At 67.5% G+C, this 18,372-nt stretch carries 15 protein-coding genes; 10 read left to right on the forward strand and 5 right to left on the reverse strand.

Annotated features, from left to right (window positions below):
- Positions 1 to 213: 213 nt before the first annotated feature.
- The 6 genes from AC6CH3_RS16230 to menD all read left to right on the forward strand — a co-directional run bounded on the left by AC6CH3_RS16230 (position 214) and on the right by menD (position 9,412).
- Entirely contained in the window at positions 214 to 1,794 is a 1,581-nt protein-coding gene (locus tag AC6CH3_RS16230; RefSeq protein ID WP_498133393.1) for a response regulator, read from the forward strand.
- Entirely contained in the window at positions 1,787 to 3,352 is a 1,566-nt protein-coding gene (locus AC6CH3_RS16235; RefSeq protein WP_498133394.1) for a sensor histidine kinase, read from the forward strand. Before AC6CH3_RS16230 ends, AC6CH3_RS16235 begins: the two co-directional genes overlap by 8 nt.
- Positions 3,353 to 3,489: 137 nt before the next feature.
- Positions 3,490 to 4,149 carry a class I SAM-dependent methyltransferase gene (locus AC6CH3_RS16240; RefSeq protein ID WP_498133395.1) on the forward strand — a complete coding sequence of 220 codons (660 nt, stop codon included), beginning with the start codon at positions 3,490 to 3,492 and terminating at the stop codon, positions 4,147 to 4,149.
- 74 nt (positions 4,150 to 4,223) lie between these two features.
- A complete protein-coding gene (locus AC6CH3_RS16245; protein ID WP_498133396.1) occupies positions 4,224 to 5,318 on the forward strand; it encodes an o-succinylbenzoate synthase in 1,095 nt (364 codons plus the stop codon).
- A 108-nt stretch (positions 5,319 to 5,426) separates the two neighbouring features.
- The gene (locus tag AC6CH3_RS16250; protein WP_498133397.1) at positions 5,427 to 7,517 is read left to right on the forward strand and encodes a PhoX family protein; all 2,091 of its coding nucleotides are present in this window, start codon (positions 5,427 to 5,429) and stop codon (positions 7,515 to 7,517) included.
- Between the two features lie 110 nt (positions 7,518 to 7,627).
- Positions 7,628 to 9,412: a 2-succinyl-5-enolpyruvyl-6-hydroxy-3-cyclohexene-1-carboxylic-acid synthase gene (menD, locus tag AC6CH3_RS16255; protein ID WP_498133398.1), complete on the forward strand. Its 1,785-nt coding sequence runs from the start codon at positions 7,628 to 7,630 to the stop codon at positions 9,410 to 9,412.
- A gap of 55 nt (positions 9,413 to 9,467) precedes the next feature.
- Here the strand turns inward: menD and AC6CH3_RS16260 are convergent, their stop codons facing one another.
- Entirely contained in the window at positions 9,468 to 9,617 is a 150-nt protein-coding gene (locus tag AC6CH3_RS16260; protein ID WP_498133399.1) for a hypothetical protein, read from the reverse strand.
- On the opposite strand from AC6CH3_RS16260, the gene AC6CH3_RS16265 reads away from it, so the two are divergent.
- Positions 9,616 to 10,566, forward strand: coding sequence for a type IV toxin-antitoxin system AbiEi family antitoxin domain-containing protein (locus tag AC6CH3_RS16265; protein WP_498133400.1), 951 nt, complete (start codon positions 9,616 to 9,618; stop codon positions 10,564 to 10,566). The two genes, AC6CH3_RS16260 and AC6CH3_RS16265, sit on opposite strands and share 2 nt — an antisense overlap.
- Before the next feature lie 115 nt (positions 10,567 to 10,681).
- Here the strand turns inward: AC6CH3_RS16265 and AC6CH3_RS16270 are convergent, their stop codons facing one another.
- The 4 genes from AC6CH3_RS16270 to AC6CH3_RS16285 all read right to left on the reverse strand — a co-directional run bounded on the left by AC6CH3_RS16270 (position 10,682) and on the right by AC6CH3_RS16285 (position 14,763).
- Complete coding sequence (locus AC6CH3_RS16270) at positions 10,682 to 11,485, reverse strand: amino acid ABC transporter ATP-binding protein (protein WP_498133401.1); 804 nt, start codon at positions 11,483 to 11,485, stop codon at positions 10,682 to 10,684.
- A gap of 12 nt (positions 11,486 to 11,497) precedes the next feature.
- Entirely contained in the window at positions 11,498 to 12,289 is a 792-nt protein-coding gene (locus tag AC6CH3_RS16275; RefSeq protein ID WP_498133402.1) for an amino acid ABC transporter permease, read from the reverse strand.
- A gap of 103 nt (positions 12,290 to 12,392) precedes the next feature.
- Positions 12,393 to 13,202 (reverse strand): ABC transporter substrate-binding protein, encoded by an 810-nt coding sequence (locus AC6CH3_RS16280; RefSeq protein ID WP_498133403.1) that lies wholly within the window; start codon positions 13,200 to 13,202, stop codon positions 12,393 to 12,395.
- Between the two features lie 187 nt (positions 13,203 to 13,389).
- Positions 13,390 to 14,763 carry an isochorismate synthase gene (locus AC6CH3_RS16285; protein ID WP_498133404.1) on the reverse strand — a complete coding sequence of 458 codons (1,374 nt, stop codon included), beginning with the start codon at positions 14,761 to 14,763 and terminating at the stop codon, positions 13,390 to 13,392.
- Between the two features lie 102 nt (positions 14,764 to 14,865).
- Here AC6CH3_RS16285 and AC6CH3_RS16290 point away from each other — a divergent pair, with 102 nt between their 5' ends.
- Genes AC6CH3_RS16290 through AC6CH3_RS16300 form a run of 3 tightly spaced genes read left to right on the forward strand, consistent with a single transcriptional unit; the run spans position 14,866 to position 18,103 of the window.
- On the forward strand, positions 14,866 to 15,645 hold the full coding sequence (locus AC6CH3_RS16290; RefSeq protein ID WP_498133405.1) for a demethylmenaquinone methyltransferase: 780 nt from the start codon (positions 14,866 to 14,868) through the stop codon (positions 15,643 to 15,645).
- Between the two features lie 4 nt (positions 15,646 to 15,649).
- Entirely contained in the window at positions 15,650 to 16,993 is a 1,344-nt protein-coding gene (locus tag AC6CH3_RS16295) for a geranylgeranyl reductase family protein (RefSeq protein ID WP_498133406.1), read from the forward strand.
- Between the two features lie 9 nt (positions 16,994 to 17,002).
- The gene (locus AC6CH3_RS16300; protein WP_400579007.1) at positions 17,003 to 18,103 is read left to right on the forward strand and encodes a polyprenyl synthetase family protein; all 1,101 of its coding nucleotides are present in this window, start codon (positions 17,003 to 17,005) and stop codon (positions 18,101 to 18,103) included.
- Positions 18,104 to 18,372: the final 269 nt, after the last annotated feature.

The following is an 18,372-nucleotide window of genomic DNA, read 5'->3' on the forward strand; positions in this document are numbered from 1 at the left end:
GGTCGGTGGGGCTTCCTCCCCACGGTTGGAGGGGTGGGCGCGGCGTTACCGCCGGGCCGGCGGGCCGCGTGGGCTGCCCCGAACGGCGACGCATCCAAGTAGTACATCCCCGAAAAATCGAGTACTCGCTACTCGTGCCCGTACTTGCACAAGTGACAAATATGAGGGTCAAGCCATTCATGGGGAATGCGGTTCATGGGGATAGGTGCACACATGGTTCAGACAGTTGCAGAGGACACTCGCTGGTCACGCAGAGCACAAGACGACGGGTTCCTCCCGACAGCCAGAAATGGTGCAGGTGGTGCGGCGACGAAGCTGTCCATCAGCATCCTGGGTCCGCTCAAGGTCCGCCGCGGAAACGTGGTCATCGGATCACACGAGCTGGGCGGCCCCAAACCACGCCAGGTGCTGGAGATCCTGTTGCTCAAGCTGGGCACACCGGTTTCCAAGAACCACCTGATCGACGTCCTGTGGAACGGGCAGCCTCCGGCCGAGGCGCTCTCCACCCTCGAAAGCTACGTCAGCGTGCTGCGCCGCCACCTGCAGCCCGGCTCCGGCAAGGGCGGCGCCCTCCGGACGGTCACCGGCGGCTACATGATGGACCGCAGCATGGTTGACCTGGACCTTGACCGGTTCGACAACCTCCTCAAGCAGGCAGGACACGCCAGCCCGCAGGAATCCTACAAGATGCTCGAGAAGGCACTGGAGATCGCATCCGTGCCGCTGCTCGGCGATGAACTTCTGGCCGGCTGGGCCGAAGAGGAACGGGCACTGCATGCAGCCCGCGTGGCCGGCATCAAGGCCCGCGCCGCCGAAGCCGCCGTGGCCGTGGGGCAGCCGGAACGCGCCGTGGCCCTGGCCAGCGAGCTGCTGCTTGACGATGCCATCAACGAGCGGGCCTGGACCGCCCTGGTGCTCGGGCTCGAAGAATCCGGACAGTACATGGAGGCGCTGCGCGCCTACGGACGGTGCCGCCGGGTCATGGACCAGGAGATCGGCTGCCTTCCCGGCCGGGCGCTCCGCGACGCACACGCCAGGCTGCTTCAGGCCACGGCCGTCAGCGACGACGAAGCGGCCGAGCTGTCCGACACCGACTCACCGCTTCCTCCCGTTAGTTCACAAAGCATGCGCGAAATCAGCATCCTGACCATCGATGACCACAGCACGTTCACGGAACTGCTGACCGCCGCCCTGGACCGCGAGCCGGACCTCCGCAGTGTCGCGTCGGCCACCACCGCCAAGAGCGGCGTGGAACAGAGCATGGCGCTCAAGCCCGACGTCGTCATCATGGACTACCACCTGCCCGACGGCGACGGCCTCACCGCCGCCGCCCGGATCCTGGCGGATGCCCCCCAGACGCGGATCGTGATGCTCACCGGAGATCCGACTCCGGAAGCCCTGCGCACCGCCGCCTCGATGGGCATTTGCGCCTTCCTTCCCAAGGGCGGCTCGCTGTCCACGCTGCTGGACACCCTCCGGTACGCGCGGGCCGGGAACATGGTGGTCCACCCGTCCCTGGTGGCACAACTGGGCATGAGCACACCGAAGCCGGCACCTGCCGTCCGGGAAATCGAGCCCGGCGGTCCGGTCCTTACGCCGCGGGAGCTGGATGTCCTCCGGCTGATGGCCGGCGGCCACGGATCCAAGGAAGTGGCCAGCAAGCTGGACATCTCGCTCAACACCTGCCGGGGATACGTGAAAGCGATCTTCGCCAAGCTCGGAACCCACTCGCAGCTCGAATCGGTCATGGAAGCTTCACGGCGCGGCATGCTCGAGCAGCCGTCCGATGGCTAGGCCGTCTTTCCGGAGGCCAGCCCTGTTCAACGCATTTGATCTGGCGCAGGCCGAGCGTTCCGAGGTCTTCAATGCGGTGCGGCAGTTCCTGGTCATGGGTCTCGCGGCCTTGGTAGTGGTTACCACCCCGGTGGCCTTCTGGATCTGGTCCGAGGCAGAACACCACGCCCTGGAGAACTCGCAGCTGGACACCGAGCACCTGGCCCAAAACGTGGTGGCGCCGCTTCTGGACGAGGCGGTGCTGTCCAGGGATCCGGCCGGCATCGCACGGCTCGACGAGCGGCTGCGCCCCTGGGTGGGGGAACGGTCCGTGTTCGAGATCAGGCTCTGGGATGCGGACGGGCGCATGGTCTACTCGGACGACGAGAAACTCATCGGCCAGACGTTCGACTTGCCCCATGACGCTCTGGAAGTCCTGGCCGGCAAGCCCGTCAAAGCCACGCTGGAACTGCAGGCAGACGAGGTGCAGGAGGGGGTAAACGCGGGCGAGCTGGTGGAAGTCTACGTACCGGTCACGGCGCCCAACGGCGAGCGGCTCGCCTTCGAGGCCTATTACGACGACGACGCCGTCCGCCAGGAACAGGCTGCGGTCCTGCTGGACATGGTTCCGCCGTTCCTCCTGGCGCTGGCAGTCCTGCAGTTGGCGCAGCTCCTGCCGGCAGTGCGGCTGGCCCGCAGGATCCAGGCCTATGAAGCGGGCCGGACCCGGCTGCTCCACCGCGCCATCGAAGCCTCTGAACTGGAACGCCAGCGCATCGCCCGTGACCTGCACGACGAAGTCATCCAGGACCTCTCCGGGCTGTCCTACGTGCTGGAATCCGAGGAACTGCACCGCCCCGTGGGCCAGCGCCGGCTGTTCTCGGAAGCCCGCCGGATCCTCCAGGACAACGTGCGGAACCTGCGCGCCATGACCAGCGAACTGTACCCGCCGGACCTCAGCCGGCTGGGCCTGTCCGGGGCACTGGCGAGGCTGGGCGATCCGCTCGGGGAACGCGGGATCAGACTCACCCTGGACCTCCCGCCCGCGTTCGAGCTGGACCGCGACCGTGCCGCCCTGTTCTACCGGGTGGCGCGCGAGGCCCTGGCGAACACCGCCAAGCATTCCAAGGCGACCAGGGCGGAGCTGCTGCTGAGACAGTGGGGGAAGCGGTCTGAAATACGCATCTCGGACGACGGCTGCGGCTTTGACCAGAGCCTCGGATCGCCTGAAGGGCACTTCGGCCTGCGGATCATGAAGGACACCATCAGTGAAGCCGGCGGATCCCTGCAGGTCCTCTCGACGCCGGGGCAGGGGACAACCGTGATTGCGCGGTTCGGGGCCGGGATCAGGCCTGATCAGATTAACGACGAGCCCCGTGGCGGCGCACGACGGGCTTCACGCCAGCTTTCGGGCAGTGGTGAGCTCAGCGGCAGGCTTGCCGGCGCGCTTAGCGGTGCACGCCGGGCCGGAGATGGCACCCCGGGCATGGGCGTTGGTGGGGACACCGCCGTCGGCTCAGCCGGGGACGCCGGTGACCGTACCGGCGGCGCTCCGGAAGTACCGCAGCCGGTACGCTAGCGAACGGAGGAACAGGTCCGGGCGGTCCGCCGCCCCGGCTTCCATGACAAAACCGGCGGCGCCCCAAGGCGCCGCCCCCAATACCGCCGGCCCCTCCAACGACGCAGGGGCCGGCGTCGTTTAAGGGAGCACACACCGTGACGTCACCGCAAAGCCCCGAAGGGCCCGCCGCACTGCAGCACCCGCGATTCGCCCGCGCCTACGCGCGCGCCGTCGTCGGCATGAACCGCCGCGGCGGCGCTGAACACCGCCGCCGCCTGCTGTCGGGTCTGCAGGGAAACGTCATCGAGGTCGGCGCCGGCGAGGGATCGTCGTTTAGTCTGTACCCCGCCGCGGTGACCGACGTTCTGGCCGTTGAGCCGGATGACTACCTGCGCAGCCTGGCCGATCTCCGGGCCAAGTCGGCCCCTGTCCCGGTCGTGGTGGTGGCGGGTTCGGCCGAGCGGATCCCGGCCCGCGACGCCAGCGCCGATGCGGTGGTCTGCAGCCTGGTCCTCTGCAGCGTTGCCGATCAGGGCGCGGCGCTCGCGGAAATCTTCCGGGTCCTCCGACCCGGCGGAACGCTGGCGTACTACGAACATGTCCGCTCGGCCAGCCGCCTCCTGGCCGCAGCGGAGGATGTGCTGACGCCGGTCTGGCAGCGGATGGCCGGCGGCTGCCACCCCAACAGGGACACTCTGGAAGCGGTCCGGGCCGCAGGATTCCAGGTGACGGACAACGAGCGCTTCGGTTTCGCGCCCCAGGCGCTGGCCCCGCCGGTGGCCCATATCCTGGGGCATGCAACGCGTCCTGACTGATCGGCTGGGCGGGGTTGTCCACATAGCTGAACCCCTGACGGCCGGGGATGTGCAGGCGCCGGTACAGTGAAGTCATGCCTGCCGAACCGCGTCCCGTGGCTTCCCAGATTCCGCCGTCTTCAGGGCAGTCCCTCTCTTCCAGGCAGACCCTGTGGGGCAGTCTGCCGCCGGTTGAGGAGCTGCTCGGTGCCGCGCGGGTGGTGGTGCTGCCCATGCGCGTGAAGTTCCGCGGGATCCTGGAGCGTGAGTCGCTGCTGCTCAAGGGGCCCGCCGGCTGGGGAGAGTTTGGCCCGTTCCCGGAATACGGCGATGCGGAGGCCTCCCGCTGGCTCGCCTCCGCCATCGAGGCCGGCTGGCACGGATTCCCTGAGCCGCTCCGGACCAGCATCCCCGTCAACGCCACGGTGCCGGCCGTCCCCGCTGCGCGCGTGCCGGAAATCCTGGCCCGGTTTGGCCGGGTGGATGCGGTCAAGATCAAGGTGGCGGAACGCGGGCAGTCCCTCGATGACGACGCCGCCCGGGTCGCCGCCGTCCGTGCCGAACTGCCGGACGCCGCCATCCGTGTGGACGCCAACGGAGGCTGGCGCGTCCGGGAAGCTGTGGAAGCCCTCACGCGGCTCGCCGGTGCAGGGCTGGAATACGCGGAGCAGCCGGTGCCGGACATCGACGGCCTGGCGGAAGTGCGCCGGCAGCTGCGCCGGGCCGGCATTCCTGTGTTGATTGCGGCCGACGAAAGCGTGCGCAAGGAGGACGATCCCCTCCGGGTGGCCCGTGCCGGTGCCGCCGACCTGATCGTGGTGAAGGTGGCGCCGCTTGGCGGAGTCCGGCGGGCGCTGGGCATCGTGGCCCAGGCCGGGCTGCCCGCCGTCGTGAGTTCCGCGCTGGACACGTCCGTCGGGATCCGCGCCGGGCTGGCGCTCGCCGCAGCGCTGCCCGAACTGCCCTTCGCCTGCGGTCTGGGCACCGTTTCCCTGCTCGCCGGCGACGTCACTGCCGATCCGCTCGTGCCCGACGACGGCGCCATTCGGCTCCGCGATGCCGTGGCCGATGAGGGGCTGCTGGAGCAGTATGCTGCTCCGGCCGACCGGAAGGAGTGGTGTCTGGCCCGGCTGCGCCGGGTATACGCGGAGCTGGCGCAGGGCCCGCATCTTCCGGTGTCGGCAGGGTGAACTTACACGCCTGTAAGTTCACGGGATCTTAACCGGAGTGACCTCTCGTCTTTAGGTGTCGCTGACAGGGTGGGCGGGACCGCATCACACCCCTTGGAAGGTCCCTCCATGTCTGAAACCCCCGGGCGCAAGTTGGCCCTGCTGCCCATGCTTGGCCATACCAAAGGCAAGCGCAGCCCTGTCACCTGCGCACTCAAGTGCGACAACGCCTGCTCGGGCGATGTCTGCAACACCAGCTCAAACAGCTACTTCCGCGACATCGCATCCACCACGCTGTCCCGCCGCGCCGCCCTGGGCTTCGGCGCCGCCGGTGCCCTCGCCGTCGTCCTCGGCGGTTCCCTGGCATCCCCGAAAACCGCGGTAGCGGACGGCGGAACCGGCCTGTCGGCCGCCGCCAAGAGCGGCTACATCCCTGGCGCCTCCAAGCTGCAGTTCACCGCCATCCCCTCAGTCCCGGCCGACGTCGACGCCGTCACCGTGCCCGCGGGCTTTACCTGGCAGCCGGTCATCCGGTGGGGCGACCCCATCTTCAACGATGCCCCCGCGTTCGACCTCAATGCGCAGACTTCCGCCGCGCAGGAGCGCCAGTTCGGCTACAACAACGACTACACGGACATCCTCGAGATCCCCGGCAGCAAGGGCCGCCGCGCCGTGCTCTTCGCCAACCACGAGTACACGAACGACGCCATCATGTTCCCGCCGTCCATGGCCGCCGCGGACGTCCGCAAGGTCAGCCAGGCAGCCCACGGGCTCTCCGTGGTCGAACTCGAGCGCGCGAACAAGAGCACGCCGTGGAGCTACGTGCAGGGCGCGAAGCTGAATCGCCGCTACCTGAACAGCACCCGCTACGAACTCACCGGGCCTGCTGCAGGCTCCCCGCTGGTCAAGACCACTGCCGATCCCGACGGCCGCTGGATCAACGGCACGCTGGGCAACTGCGCCGGCGGCACCACGCCCTGGGGCACCATCCTGTCCGGCGAAGAGAACTTCCAGGGCTACTTCGTTGCGCCCGGAACCTCCGCCGAGGACAAGCGCTATGGCCTCACCAACAAGGCCACCGCCCGCCAGTGGGAGCTTGACGACCCGCGTTTCAACACGAACAACCCCGGCTACGAGAACGAGGCCAACCGCTTCGGCTGGATCGTGGAAGTGGACCCGTTCGACCCCACCTCAACGCCCAAGAAGCACTCGATGCTGGGCCGCTTCAAGCACGAGGGCGCCAACGTGATCGTGGCGGAATCCGGGCACGTCGTGGCTTACTCCGGCGACGACGAGCGCTTCGACTACCTGTACAAGTTCGTGTCAAAGGACAAGTACATCGAAGGGGACCGCAAGCACAACATGACCCTGCTGTCCGCAGGCAGCCTGTACGTCGCGAAGTTCACGGGCGACTCCCCGGCGGCCGAGATCGACGGCACCGGCAAACTCCCCGCCGACGGCGCTTTTGACGGACGGGGCGAATGGCTGCCTCTCGTGGTCAATGGCAAGTCGAAGGTCAAGGGCATGTCCGTTGAAGAGGTCCTGGTGTACACCCGCCTGGCCGCGGACAAGGTCGGCCCCACCAAGATGGACCGCTGCGAGGACGTGGAGCCCAGCCCCTTCACCGGCAAGGTGTATGTGGCCTGCACGAACAACTCGGACCGCGGCAAGGTGGGCAAGGAAGGCGCCACCGAGGTCAACCCCCGCAACGAAAACCGCGACGGGCACATCGTCGAGATCACCGAGATCGGCGACCTGACCTCGAGGAAGTTCACGTGGAACCTCCTCATGGTGTGCGGCGATCCGGCGCAGGGAGACGTCACCTACTTCTCCGGCTTCCCGGCGAACCAGGTCTCGCCCATTTCCTGCCCGGACAACCTCGCCTTCGACTCCGTGGGCAACCTCTGGATCTCCACCGACGGGGCGCCCTCGGGCATCGGCAAAAACGACGGCCTGTTCAAGGTCACGCTCGAAGGAGCCGAGCGCGGCCGCGTAGAGCAGTTCCTCGCGGTTCCCCGCGACGCGGAGACGTGCGGGCCGATCGTCCACGACACCGAAGGCCACGTGTTCGTCTCCGTCCAGCACCCGGGCGAGGAAGGAACGTTCGAGGCGCCGAACTCATACTTCCCGGACTACGTGCGCGCCGGAGCTCCGGTGAAGACCGGCCAGGCCCGCGCGCCGCGCCCGTCCGTCATCCAGGTGTTCCGCGCCGACGCCTAAGGATGTGCAGCCCTCCCTCACTTCCTGTTCAGTTCGGGCAGGAAGTGAGGGAGCGTTCCTGTTGGGGCGGCGGGAGGTGAGGGAGGGTTGGATGGTGGCAGACTGGTTCGGTGACTTCCGAGGATCCGACCAAGCCTTCCGCTCCTGCCTTCCATGCCGTGTCAGCCCCGGCTCCCGCCCACCCGGGCACTGATCCGGAGCGAACGCTGACATCCATCGCGGCCGCACGCACCGCCGTTACGGGACTGCTCGCGGGCGGGGTCCGGTACGTGGTGGTGGCCCCGGGATCGCGGTCCGCGCCCATGGCATACGCACTGGCCGAAGCCTCGGCGGCTGGACGGGTGGAGCTGCTGGTCCGGATCGACGAGCGTTCCGCCGGGTTCACCGCACTCGGCCTGGCCCTGGTGACCGGCGCTCCGGTGGCCGTCCTGACAACCTCGGGGACCGCCGTCGGGAATCTCCTGCCGGCCGTCATGGAAGCCAACCATGCCGCCGTCCCCCTCGTGGTGGTGTCCGCCGACCGGCCTGACGAGCTCCGCGGAACCGGCGCGAACCAGACAACCGTCCAGCTGGACCTGTTCGGCGAGCACGTGCGTTTCGCCGTCGACGTCCCTGCGGGTGAGACCCCGCAGCGGGCCGTGGAGACGGCCCTCGCCGCCGCCACCGGCGCCTTCGAGGACACGCCGCCCGGGCCCGTGCAGCTCAACCTCGCGTTCCGCGACCCTCTCGTTCCAGAGGCAGGGGAGCGGCTGCCGGAGCAGCGCGGCCACGGCACGTTCCGCATCGGCACCGAGCCGCTCACCATGTCCCTGACGCACGCGACGGCGGACCTGCCGGAGCGGCGCACCGTGGTGCTGGCCGGGCACGACGCCGGCCCTGTCGCCGAGGCCTTCGCCCGGGCGCACGGCCTGCCGCTGCTGGCCGAGCCGTCGTCGAACTCGCGCTTCGGTCCGAACGCCGTAGGCCCGTACCGGCTGCTGCTGGAGCACTTCGGCCCCGACTCCGCGCTGCCGATCGAGCGTGCGGTGGTGTTCGGACGCCCCACCCTGTCGCGGCCAGTCTCGGCGCTGCTGGCCCGGACCGACGTTCCCGCTGCCCTGTACGAACCGGTGCCGGTCGCCTGGCACGAGCCCGGCCGCCGCCGCGAAACGTCCGTGGCCAGCCTGACCGAGCTCGCCGAGTTCGCCGGCCGCGGCTCCGACGGGTGGCTCGACGCGTGGCTGCTGGCCGGTGCCGCGGCGCAGCACGCGCTCGACGGCGTCCTCTCCAGCCACGAGGCAGCGACCGGGCCGGCCGTGGGTGCCCTCGTCTGGCAGCACTCGCGCGGCCAACTGGTCCTCGGTTCCTCCAACGGCATCCGCGACGTCGACCTCGCCGGCCAGCCCACCACCGAACCCGCCGCCACGGTCTTCGCCAACCGCGGCCTCGCCGGCATCGACGGCACCATCTCCACCGCCACCGGCATCGCCCTCGGCGGCCACCAGGAAACCACCCTTCTGCTCGGCGACGTCACTTTCCTGCACGACGCGGGGGGCCTCCTCCTCGGGGCCGGCGAAGACCAGCCGCAGCTGCGCATCGTGGTGCTCAACGACTCCGGCGGGGCCATCTTCAGCCTTCTCGAGCACGGCGCGGTGGAAGAGGCAGGCGGCTACGGAGACGCCGTCGAACGGCTCTTCGGCACCCCCCACTCGGTGGACATCGCGGCACTCGCGGCAGCGTACGGCGTCGGGCACAGCACGGTAAGCACGACGGCGGGACTCGCCGAAGCGCTCACTGCGCCCTTCGCGGGCCGCACCATCGTGGAGGTGCGCACGGACCGGCACGGGCTCCGGGACCTGCACCGGCGGATCAGGGCGGCCATAAGCGGAGCCGTGGCCGGGGTGCTGGCCGAGTAGGATCCGGAGGGGCTGGCGGGGCGCGGGACGCGGCAATTGCATGGCGACGCGCAAATTACCTCCCGCGGCCGGAATTCCGTGCGCGCAGGGTAATTTCCGTGTCGCCGGAGTCGAAGCGCGTCATGGCCGGGCCTCCGGTGGTTATCCACATGGCGCCGTTGGCCTCTGTCCGGGCGTCACCGAGACCTGCGAGTGTACGAGCCATGACGGATTTACCCAGGCTGGTCCTCGCCCGCGAGCACATTCAGCAGGGACTGACCCCCAAGATGCTCGCCCGGCGCTGCAACTCCGGCACGCTCGTCCGGATCCGTCATGGCGTTTATGTGGACGGGGCAGCCTGGGGCGCACTGAGGCCGTGGGAGCAGTACCGGCTGCGCGTCCAGGCGGCGGCGGAAACGTTCATTGCACCCGCGGTGTTTGCCAGGCATTCGGCGGCCAGCGTCTGGGGCGTTCCAACGATCGGTCACCATCACCCGGTGCATGCACTGACATTTCAGAACGACGGCGGCCGGTCCCGGGCGGGGGTCCGCCGGCACTATGCCGATCCTGCCGGCGTGCAAGCGTTCCGGCGCGACGGGCTGTTGGTGACCGGCCGGGTCCGCACTGTCCTGGACATTGCGGCTTTCACGCCTTTCGCGGAGGCCGTCGTTCCGCTGGACCACGTGCTTCGACCGGACAGTGTCAAGGGGCTGCCGGCGCTGTCCAAGGCAGAGCTTCTGGCCGGAATTGAAGGGAACTACACCGCGGCAGCGAGCCGCAGGATCGCCGCCGCCATTGAGTTTGCCGATCCTCTGTCGGCGTCGGCGGGGGAGTCCTACGGCCGGGCCCTCATGTTCGCCGCAGGATTCCAGGCACCTGCCCTGCAGCACGAGTTCCGTGATGACAGTTTGATTGGCTACTCCGACTACTACTGGCACAGCGTCCGCGTCGCCGGGGAATTCGACGGTGTGGACAAATACCTGAAGCCGGAATACTTGAAGGGCCGGAGTTCATCGCAGGCAGTGGTTGACGAGAAGTACCGCGAAGACAGGATCCGTGCCACCGGCTGCACCGTGGTCCGCTGGGTCTGGGCGGACCTGATGAAGCCGGGACGGCTGGAACGGAAGCTGGCGGCGGCCGGCGTGCCCCGCCGTCGTGCACGGTCAGCGCGCTAAAGCCGGCGGGCTGGCGACACGCAAAATGCCCCATGATGCGCAAATGCCCCGGCGCTACCGGAATTCCAGTAGCGCCGGGGCATTTGCGCGTCGCCGGGCAACAAAAGCGTCGAGCCTACTCCGTGATGTCGATGTGCGTCGGGTCGAGCACTCGCTTGAGGAACTCCTTGGTGCGGGCCTGGCTGGGGGAGCTGATGACGTGTTCGGCCACGCCTTCCTCCACCACCACGCCGCCGTCCATGAAGACCACGCGGTCGGCCACTTCACGGGCGAAGCCCATCTCGTGCGTGACCACAAGCATGGTCATGCCTTCCTTGGCCAGGTTCCGCATGACGGAGAGGACGTCGCCCACGGTCTCCGGGTCGAGGGCCGATGTGGGCTCGTCGAACAGCATCAGCTCCGGGTCCATGCTCAGCGCACGGGCAATGGCCACGCGCTGCTGCTGGCCGCCGGACAGCTGGTCCGGGTACCGGTCGGCGAGGTGCCCCAGCCCCACGCGCTCCAGGTTGGCCTTCGCCACCTTGTCCGCTTCGGACTGGGAGCGCTTGAGCACCTTGGTCTGGGCGACGGTGCAGTTCCGCAGTGCGCTCAGGTGCGGGAACAGGTTGAACTGCTGGAACACCATGCCCACCTTGCGGCGCATCCTGTCGATGTCCACGTCGGGGTCCGTGGCGTCGAAGCCACCCACGTGGATGCTGCCCTCGTTGGGCTGCTCCAGGAGATTCACGCAGCGCAGGAGGGTGGATTTGCCGGATCCGGACGGACCGATCAGGCAGACGACCTCTCCCGGCGCCACGTTCAGGCTGATGCCCTTGAGGACTTCGTTGGTCCCGTAGGACTTGCGCAGGTTCTGTATGGAAACACCGGCGGCGTTGAGGGAACCGGTGTGGTTGCGGGAGTTGGTTACGACGTCGTTCATTGACTTCTCTGCCTATCGCTTGGTCCGCGCGGAGCGGCTTTCGAACTTCCGGGCCAGGAGGCTCAGCGGGATGGTGATCACCAGGTAGAACGCACCGGCCACCAGAAGCGGCGTCAGGCCCGCGCCCAGGCTGGAGATGCCGTCCCGGCCGAACTTCGTGAGCTCGTACTGCGAAGCGGTCAGGCCCAGCACGTAAATCAGCGACGAGTCCTTGGTCAGCAGGATGACCTCGTTGGTCAGCGGCGGCAGGACGATCTTGAAGGCCTGCGGGATGACGATGGTGACCATGGCCAGCCACTGGGGCATGCCCAGGGAACGCGCGGCCTCCATCTGGCCCTTCGGTACTGCCTGCAGTCCGGCGCGGAGGGTTTCGGCGATGTAGGCCGCGGCGACCATGCCGAGGGAAATCATCACCACAACGGTCACGTTCCATGAAACGCCGAAGGCCAGCGGAACGCCGTATCCGAAGGCGATGAACACCAGCAGGGCCGGGATGCCGCGGAAGAATTCGATGTAGCCGGTGGCAATCCAGCGGTACAGCGGGAAACTGGAGAGCTTCATGAGGGCCAGCAGCAGGCCGCCGGACAGGCCCACAATGAATCCGAGGAAGGTATAGATCAGGGTGTTCCTCAGCCCCGAGACGAAGATGTCCGGGAACATCGGCCCGATCTTACCGAAGTTGAAGACGCTGTTGCCGATCGTCTTCCAGTCGGTGGCCAGGATCAGCGCGGCCATGGCCACGACAAAGATTCCGGCTTGGACATACAGGCTTACTCTGGCTCGCTGACGTGCGGTCATTGTCATTGCCATGGTCTACTCACAATCGTTTTGCGCAGTTGAGGCCCCGTACGGACTGCTGGACAGATCCTGAACGGGGCCCCTGCTGCGTAGGTCTCAGGCGCGTTGGCTACTTGGTGGCTTCGCCGAACCAGGTGGTCTCAAACTTCTTGAGGCTTCCGTCGTCGGTAAGGCGCTTCAGAGTGGCGTTGACCTGGTCAAGCATGGCGGTGTTGCCCTTTTTGACCGAGATGCCCAGCTTTTCACCGGTGGCGTAGTCCTCCACGCGCTTGTACCTGGGGTCATCCTTGATGGCGTAGCCGAGGACCGACTGGTTGCCCAGGGCGGCATCGATGGTGCCGGCCTTAAGCGCCTGGGCCAGCAGGCCCGTGTCCTCAAACTGCTGGGCGTCCAGGCCCTTCTCCTGCGCGAACTTGGCGCCGGTGGTGGCCTGCTGGACGCCCACCTTCTTGCCCTTGGCACCGTCGAGATTCGTGATGCCGGACGCGTCGGTGGCAACCAGTGTCAGGTCGTCGTTCAAGTATGGCTCGGAGAAGTCCATGACGGCCTTCCTCGGTTCCGTGATCGAAATCGAGGAGATGGAAACGTCGCACTGGGTCAGGGCCGTGCCGGTCTCGATGGCTTCGAACGAGCTGTCCACCACGTTCAGTTCGGCCTTCATGTCCTTGGCGACCTCGGCGGCGATGTCCATGTCGAAGCCGACGATCTTGCCGTCCTTCTGGAATTCGAACGGCTCGTAGGGGACATCCGAGCAGACGGTCAGTTTGCCGGAGTTGATGAGCTGCACGGCGCCGTCGCTGCTTGTGGCTGCGGGGGTTGCGCCGCCGTCGCCACATGCGGTGAGGCTGAGGGCCCCAACGGCGAGGAGCGCGGCTGCCTTGGCATTGAGTTTGGCCGCGGCAAGGGACTTGAGCTGCATTTCTTTACCTTTTGTTGCAGGGGATGCGGAACTAAGACGGCTAATAGTGTAACGCTGTTTGTGAGATGTGCATCACAGAAAACTAAGTTTCACTATTGGATAACTAAAATGGCCGCTTGGCAAGCCCCGCCGGGCCGTGGGTGTCCGGTATCCCGGACGGAGGACCGCTGCTAGGTCTGCTGCAGGTTTAGTGGCTGATGCCCAGCGATTCCAGCATCGGACGGAACTTGGCCCACGTCTCGGCCAGTTCCGCGTCCGGATGCGAGCCTTCGACTATGCCGCATCCGGCATATAACCGCACGGTGGTCCTCGACTCGATGACGGCCCCGCGCAGGGCAATGCCCCACTCGCCGTTCCCCGCCGCGTCGAGCCAGCCCACCGGCCCGGCATAAGGGCCGCGGTCCATGTGCTCAAGCTTGCGGATCAACGCGCCCGCCACCTTGGTGGGGGTGCCGCAGACCGCAGCCGTGGGGTGCAGGGCATTGATCAGGGCCAGGCAGGTGGGCACATGGCCCTCCACCTCGGTGAGCTCAGCCTTGACGTCCGATGCCAGATGCCACACATTCGGCAGCTCCAGGATGAACGGCTCACTGTGTGCATTCATGGCCTCCGAGAACGGCGCCAGCTGCGTGGTCAGCGACTGGATCGCGATCTCGTGCTCGTGCCGCTGCTTTTCAGAGCCGGCCAGTACCCGCTCGGCGTAGTCCAGGGGCAGCCCGGCCTCGCCCACGGCGTCGCGGCGGTCCAGTGTCCCCGCGAGGACCCGCGCCTGGGCGGTGCGGCCCTCCACCTGGATCAGCATTTCGGGGGTGGCGCCCACCAGGCCGTCCACGCCGTAGGCCCAGCATTCCCGGTACCGGATGGCGAGCTGCCGCAAGACCTCGGCCGCGTTGACACCCTCCGGCACGGTAGCCACGACGTCCCTGGCCAGCACCAGCTTTTCCAGCCTGCCCGTGCGGATCTCGGCAACACCAGCCGCGACGGCGGCCATCCAGTCCTCTTCGCTGAGCGAGCCGGTTTCCAGGGTGGAAGTTCCGGAAAGCCCGACGGCGGAGCCTGGCTCCGCGGGCGTCTCGCCGCTGGCCGGCGTCTCGCCGCTGGCGGGCGTCTCGCCGCTGGCCGGCGAGGTGCCAGACTCCAGCCACCCCCTCAAAGCGGCGAGGGCGCCCTCTTCGGTGAGTTCGCCGTCGTCGGCCGTTATCTGGGTGAGCCAGGTGCGGCCGTCCCGGTGGCCCACCACGATCTCGGGCACGATGAGGCGGGATTCATGCGCCGACACCTTGGAGAACGCGAACGAGCCGAAGGCCACCGGGCCGGTGCCAGGGCAATCGACGTGGTCCGTGATGTCGGCCTCGATGACAAGGTGCCGCCACCAGATGTCCGCCTCGAGGAACCGCTCGGGGCCGGTGGCTGTAAACCGGGCCACCTCGCCGAAGCCCACGAGTCCGGCCTCGCGCCGCGTCCAGCACAGAACGTCGTCCCGCACCAGATACGACGGCAGCCCCCCGGGGGTCGATTCTCCATGCAAAGGGACTGTCAGAGTGCGGAGCGTTCTGGTCATGATGGATCAACACTACTCTGGTAAGTAATTCCAAGTACTTTTCTGCCAGCCGCGGCAACGGTCCGGCACGTGAAATCCAGGACATTCGGGTAGATTGACAGGGTGAACCGAGCATCCTTGGAAAAGCGTCCGGACGAAGTAGCCACGATGTTTGACGACGTCGCACCGAAATACGATGTCGTCAACGATGTCCTGTCGATGGGGCAGACCCGCCGCTGGCGCAAGGTTGTGGTGGAAGCCGTGGATGTCCGGCCCGGCCAGCGCGTTCTCGATCTGGCCGCGGGAACAGGGACGTCCAGCGAGCCATATGCCGATGCGGGCATAGACGTCGTGGCCTGTGATTTCTCCCTTGGCATGCTCAAAGTGGGCAAGCGGCGCCGCCCGGACATCGACTTCATCGCCGGCGATGCCACCAACCTGCCCTTCGCGGACAACACCTTCGATGCCAGCACCATCTCCTTCGGCCTGCGCAACGTCAACGAGCCGAAAAAGGCCCTGGCCGAGATGCTTCGCGTGACCAAGCCCGGCGGCAAGCTCGTCATTGCGGAGTTCTCCCAGCCCGTGGTGCCCCTCTGGCGCACCATGTACACCGAATACCTCATGCGCGCGTTGCCTGCCATCGCCGTCAAGGTGTCCTCCAACCCGGACGCCTATGTGTACCTCGCCGAGTCGATCCGCGCCTGGCCGGACCAGGACCACCTCGCCGCGTGGCTGCAGGAAGCCGGCTGGGACGACGTCACGTACCGCAACCTCAGCGGTGGCATCGTGGCCGTTCACCGTGCTCACAAGCCGCCCGTCGGCAACGGCTCGGCCGCCTCGATCGCGGCCCACTCCGGCCCGGTGGCCAAGCTGCGCCGCAACATCCCGCGTATCACCCGCTGACACTGTGAAAGTACTGATTGTTGGCGCGGGTCCGGCCGGTTCCACCGCCGCGTATTACCTCGCCAAGTCCGGCATCGACGTCACCGTCCTGGAAAAGACCAGCTTCCCGCGTGAAAAAGTGTGCGGCGACGGCCTCACGCCCCGGGCAGTGCGTGAGATCCAGAAGCTGGGACTTCCGCACCCCGAGGAGGACGGCTGGCGCCGGAACAAGGGTCTGCGCCTGCTCGCCGGCGGCCGCTCCATCGAACTGCCGTGGCCCGAGGTATCGGACTTTCCGCAATACGGCCTGATCCGCACCCGACTCGGCTTCGATGAGGAGCTGGCCCGTCACGCCCAAGCCGCGGGCGCCGTCGTGCTGGAGTGCTACAGCGTCACCAAAGCGCTCCACGGCGACGACGGCAGGGTGACCGGCGTCCGTGCCGCCATCCTGGACGAGTCAGGGCGCAAGACGGGGGAGACGCGCGACTTTACCGCCGACGTCGTGCTCGCCGCGGACGGTAACTCCAGCCGCACCGCCGTCTCCCTCGGCATCCGGAAGCGCGACGACCGGCCCCTCGGCGTGGCCGTCCGCACTTACTTCACCTCGCCCCGCCACGAGGACGACTGGATGGAAGGCTGGCTGGAACTCCCCGGACGCGACGGCAAGCTCCTGCCCGGCTACGGCTGGGTGTTCGGCGTCGGCGATGGCACGTCCAATGTGGGCCTGGGAATCCTGAACTCCTCCAAGGAATTCGGCAAGCTGGACTACAAGCAGGTGCTCCGCGAATGGACCGCCGGCATGCCTGCCGAGTGGGGCTTCACGCCCGAGAACCAGGTGGGGGAGATCCGCGGCGCCGCCCTGCCCATGGGGTTCAACCGCACGCCCCACTACTCGCCCGGACTCCTGCTCCTGGGCGATGCCGGCGGCATGGTGTCCCCGTTCAACGGCGAGGGCATTTCCTACGCCATGGAGTCCGCCAGGTTCGCGGCGGAGTTCATCATTGACGCTGCCCGGTCTGCTGGCGGGTCTGCTTCCGGCCGCTTGTCCGCGCACGACGCCGATGCGCACCTTGCGGGGTACGCGGACTACGTGCGGGAACAGTGGGGTTCGCACTTCACGCTCGGCCGGGCGTTTGCCGCGCTGATCGGCAAGCCGGCGGTCATGAAGCTCGCATTGCGCACCGGCATGCCCATCCCCGTGCTGATGCGTTTCGTGGTCCGGCTCCTGGCCAACCTGACCGACCCGTCGGCCAAGGGCTTCGAGGACCGCGTGATCCGGGTTCTGGAACTGCTGGTGCCGGCCACCTCCAACACATCCGCCCCGTCGCCCTCCCGCATCAAATCAGCGGTTTCCGCAACAAAAAGTTAGGGTTAACCCGTGACCAACTCCGCTAACCACAGCTGGACGCACGCCGGGCATGGACTGCCGGCCTCCGAACCCAGCCTCAACACCACCGCCATCGCCACCGGACTGCAGCTGCCGGCAGGATTCGCGGCCATTGCGGAGGACCCTGATCTCGGCCCCGCCATCACCAACAATCTGGCCCGCGTGGAGAAAAAGCTCCGCGAGGCCATTGCCAACTCGGACCCGCTGGCTGACGCAACGTCGCGTCACCTCGTGGAGGCCGGGGGCAAGCGCATCAGGCCCCTGCTGACCCTGCTGTGCGCCCACCTTGGCGACGCCTCGCTGCCCGCCGTGGTGCAGGCCGCCGTGGTGGTGGAGCTGACGCACCTCGCCACGCTGTACCACGACGATGTCATGGACTCGGCCCCCTTCCGCCGCGGTGCCCCCACGGCGCACGAGGTCTGGGGAAACTCCGTGGCTGTCCTTACGGGAGACCTCATTTTCGCCCGCGCCTCCATCCTCGTGTCCGAGCTGGGTTCCCGGGCCCTGGGCATCCAGGCCCGCACCTTTGAGCGCCTGTGCCTGGGCCAGCTGCACGAAACCGTGGGACCGCGCCCGGACGAGGACCCTGTTGAGCACTACCTCTCCGTCATCGCTGACAAGACCGGATCCCTGGTGGCGGCCTCCGGCCAGTTCGGCGCCATCTTCTCCGGCGCCGACGAGGCCTACGAGGACGTCCTGGTGGAATACGGCGAAAAGGTTGGCGTCGCCTTCCAGCTCGCCGATGACGTCATTGATGTCACCGGCGTCAAGGTGAAGTCCGGCAAGTCTCCGGGCACGGACCTGCGCGAAGGTGTCCCCACGCTGCCCGTGCTGCTCCTGCGCAGCGCTGCGGCGCAAGGCGACCAGTCCGCCGTCGAACTTCTCAAACTGATCGACGGCGACCTCTCCTCCGACGAGGCCTTGGCCGAAGCGGTTGCCGGGCTGCGCGAGCACCCCGTGACCGCCGAATCGTGGGTGGTTGCCCGTGCGTGGGCCGACGAGGCGATTGCCGCCCTCGCCCCGCTGCCCGAGGGAGTAGTGAAGGCGTCGCTGTCCAGCTTTGCCCGGGCCGTGGTGGACCGCGCCAGCTAGCGCTCAACCCGCTTAAACGGAACGGCCCCGGTTCCCAGCAGCGCCACACTGCTTGGAACCGGGGCCGTTTCTCCGTTCGCATCAAATCCACCGGAGGCATTTAGTGGACCCGTGAATAAGTCTATGACAGGTTTGTCATATTATTCAAGTCGCTTGTTAATCAGTGTGTCACGGGGCTTGCAGCCGTCCTCACCCTGTTTGGGCTCTAACGGGGAGGGACACGCCGATGGAGCAGCGCGTCGTGGGCAGTCCGCCGCGAAAGTGGGTCA

The organism is Arthrobacter sp. GQ119, from assembly GCF_059759125.1.

Excerpts from the sequence above, each read along its gene's own strand:
- AC6CH3_RS16285 (WP_498133404.1), bottom strand. The coding sequence starts at position 14,763 with ATGACCAGAACGCTCCGCACTCTGACAGTCCCTTTGCATGGAGAATCG.
- AC6CH3_RS16245 (WP_498133396.1), top strand. The coding sequence starts at position 4,224 with ATGCCTGCCGAACCGCGTCCCGTGGCTTCCCAGATTCCGCCGTCTTCA.
- AC6CH3_RS16265 (WP_498133400.1), top strand. The coding sequence starts at position 9,616 with ATGACGGATTTACCCAGGCTGGTCCTCGCCCGCGAGCACATTCAGCAG.
- AC6CH3_RS16250 (WP_498133397.1), top strand. The coding sequence starts at position 5,427 with ATGTCTGAAACCCCCGGGCGCAAGTTGGCCCTGCTGCCCATGCTTGGC.
- AC6CH3_RS16235 (WP_498133394.1), top strand. The coding sequence starts at position 1,787 with ATGGCTAGGCCGTCTTTCCGGAGGCCAGCCCTGTTCAACGCATTTGAT.
- AC6CH3_RS16270 (WP_498133401.1), bottom strand. The coding sequence starts at position 11,485 with ATGAACGACGTCGTAACCAACTCCCGCAACCACACCGGTTCCCTCAAC.
- AC6CH3_RS16280 (WP_498133403.1), bottom strand. The coding sequence starts at position 13,202 with ATGCAGCTCAAGTCCCTTGCCGCGGCCAAACTCAATGCCAAGGCAGCC.
- AC6CH3_RS16230 (WP_498133393.1), top strand. The coding sequence starts at position 214 with ATGGTTCAGACAGTTGCAGAGGACACTCGCTGGTCACGCAGAGCACAA.
- AC6CH3_RS16260 (WP_498133399.1), bottom strand. The coding sequence starts at position 9,617 with ATGGCTCGTACACTCGCAGGTCTCGGTGACGCCCGGACAGAGGCCAAC.
- AC6CH3_RS16275 (WP_498133402.1), bottom strand. The coding sequence starts at position 12,289 with ATGACAATGACCGCACGTCAGCGAGCCAGAGTAAGCCTGTATGTCCAA.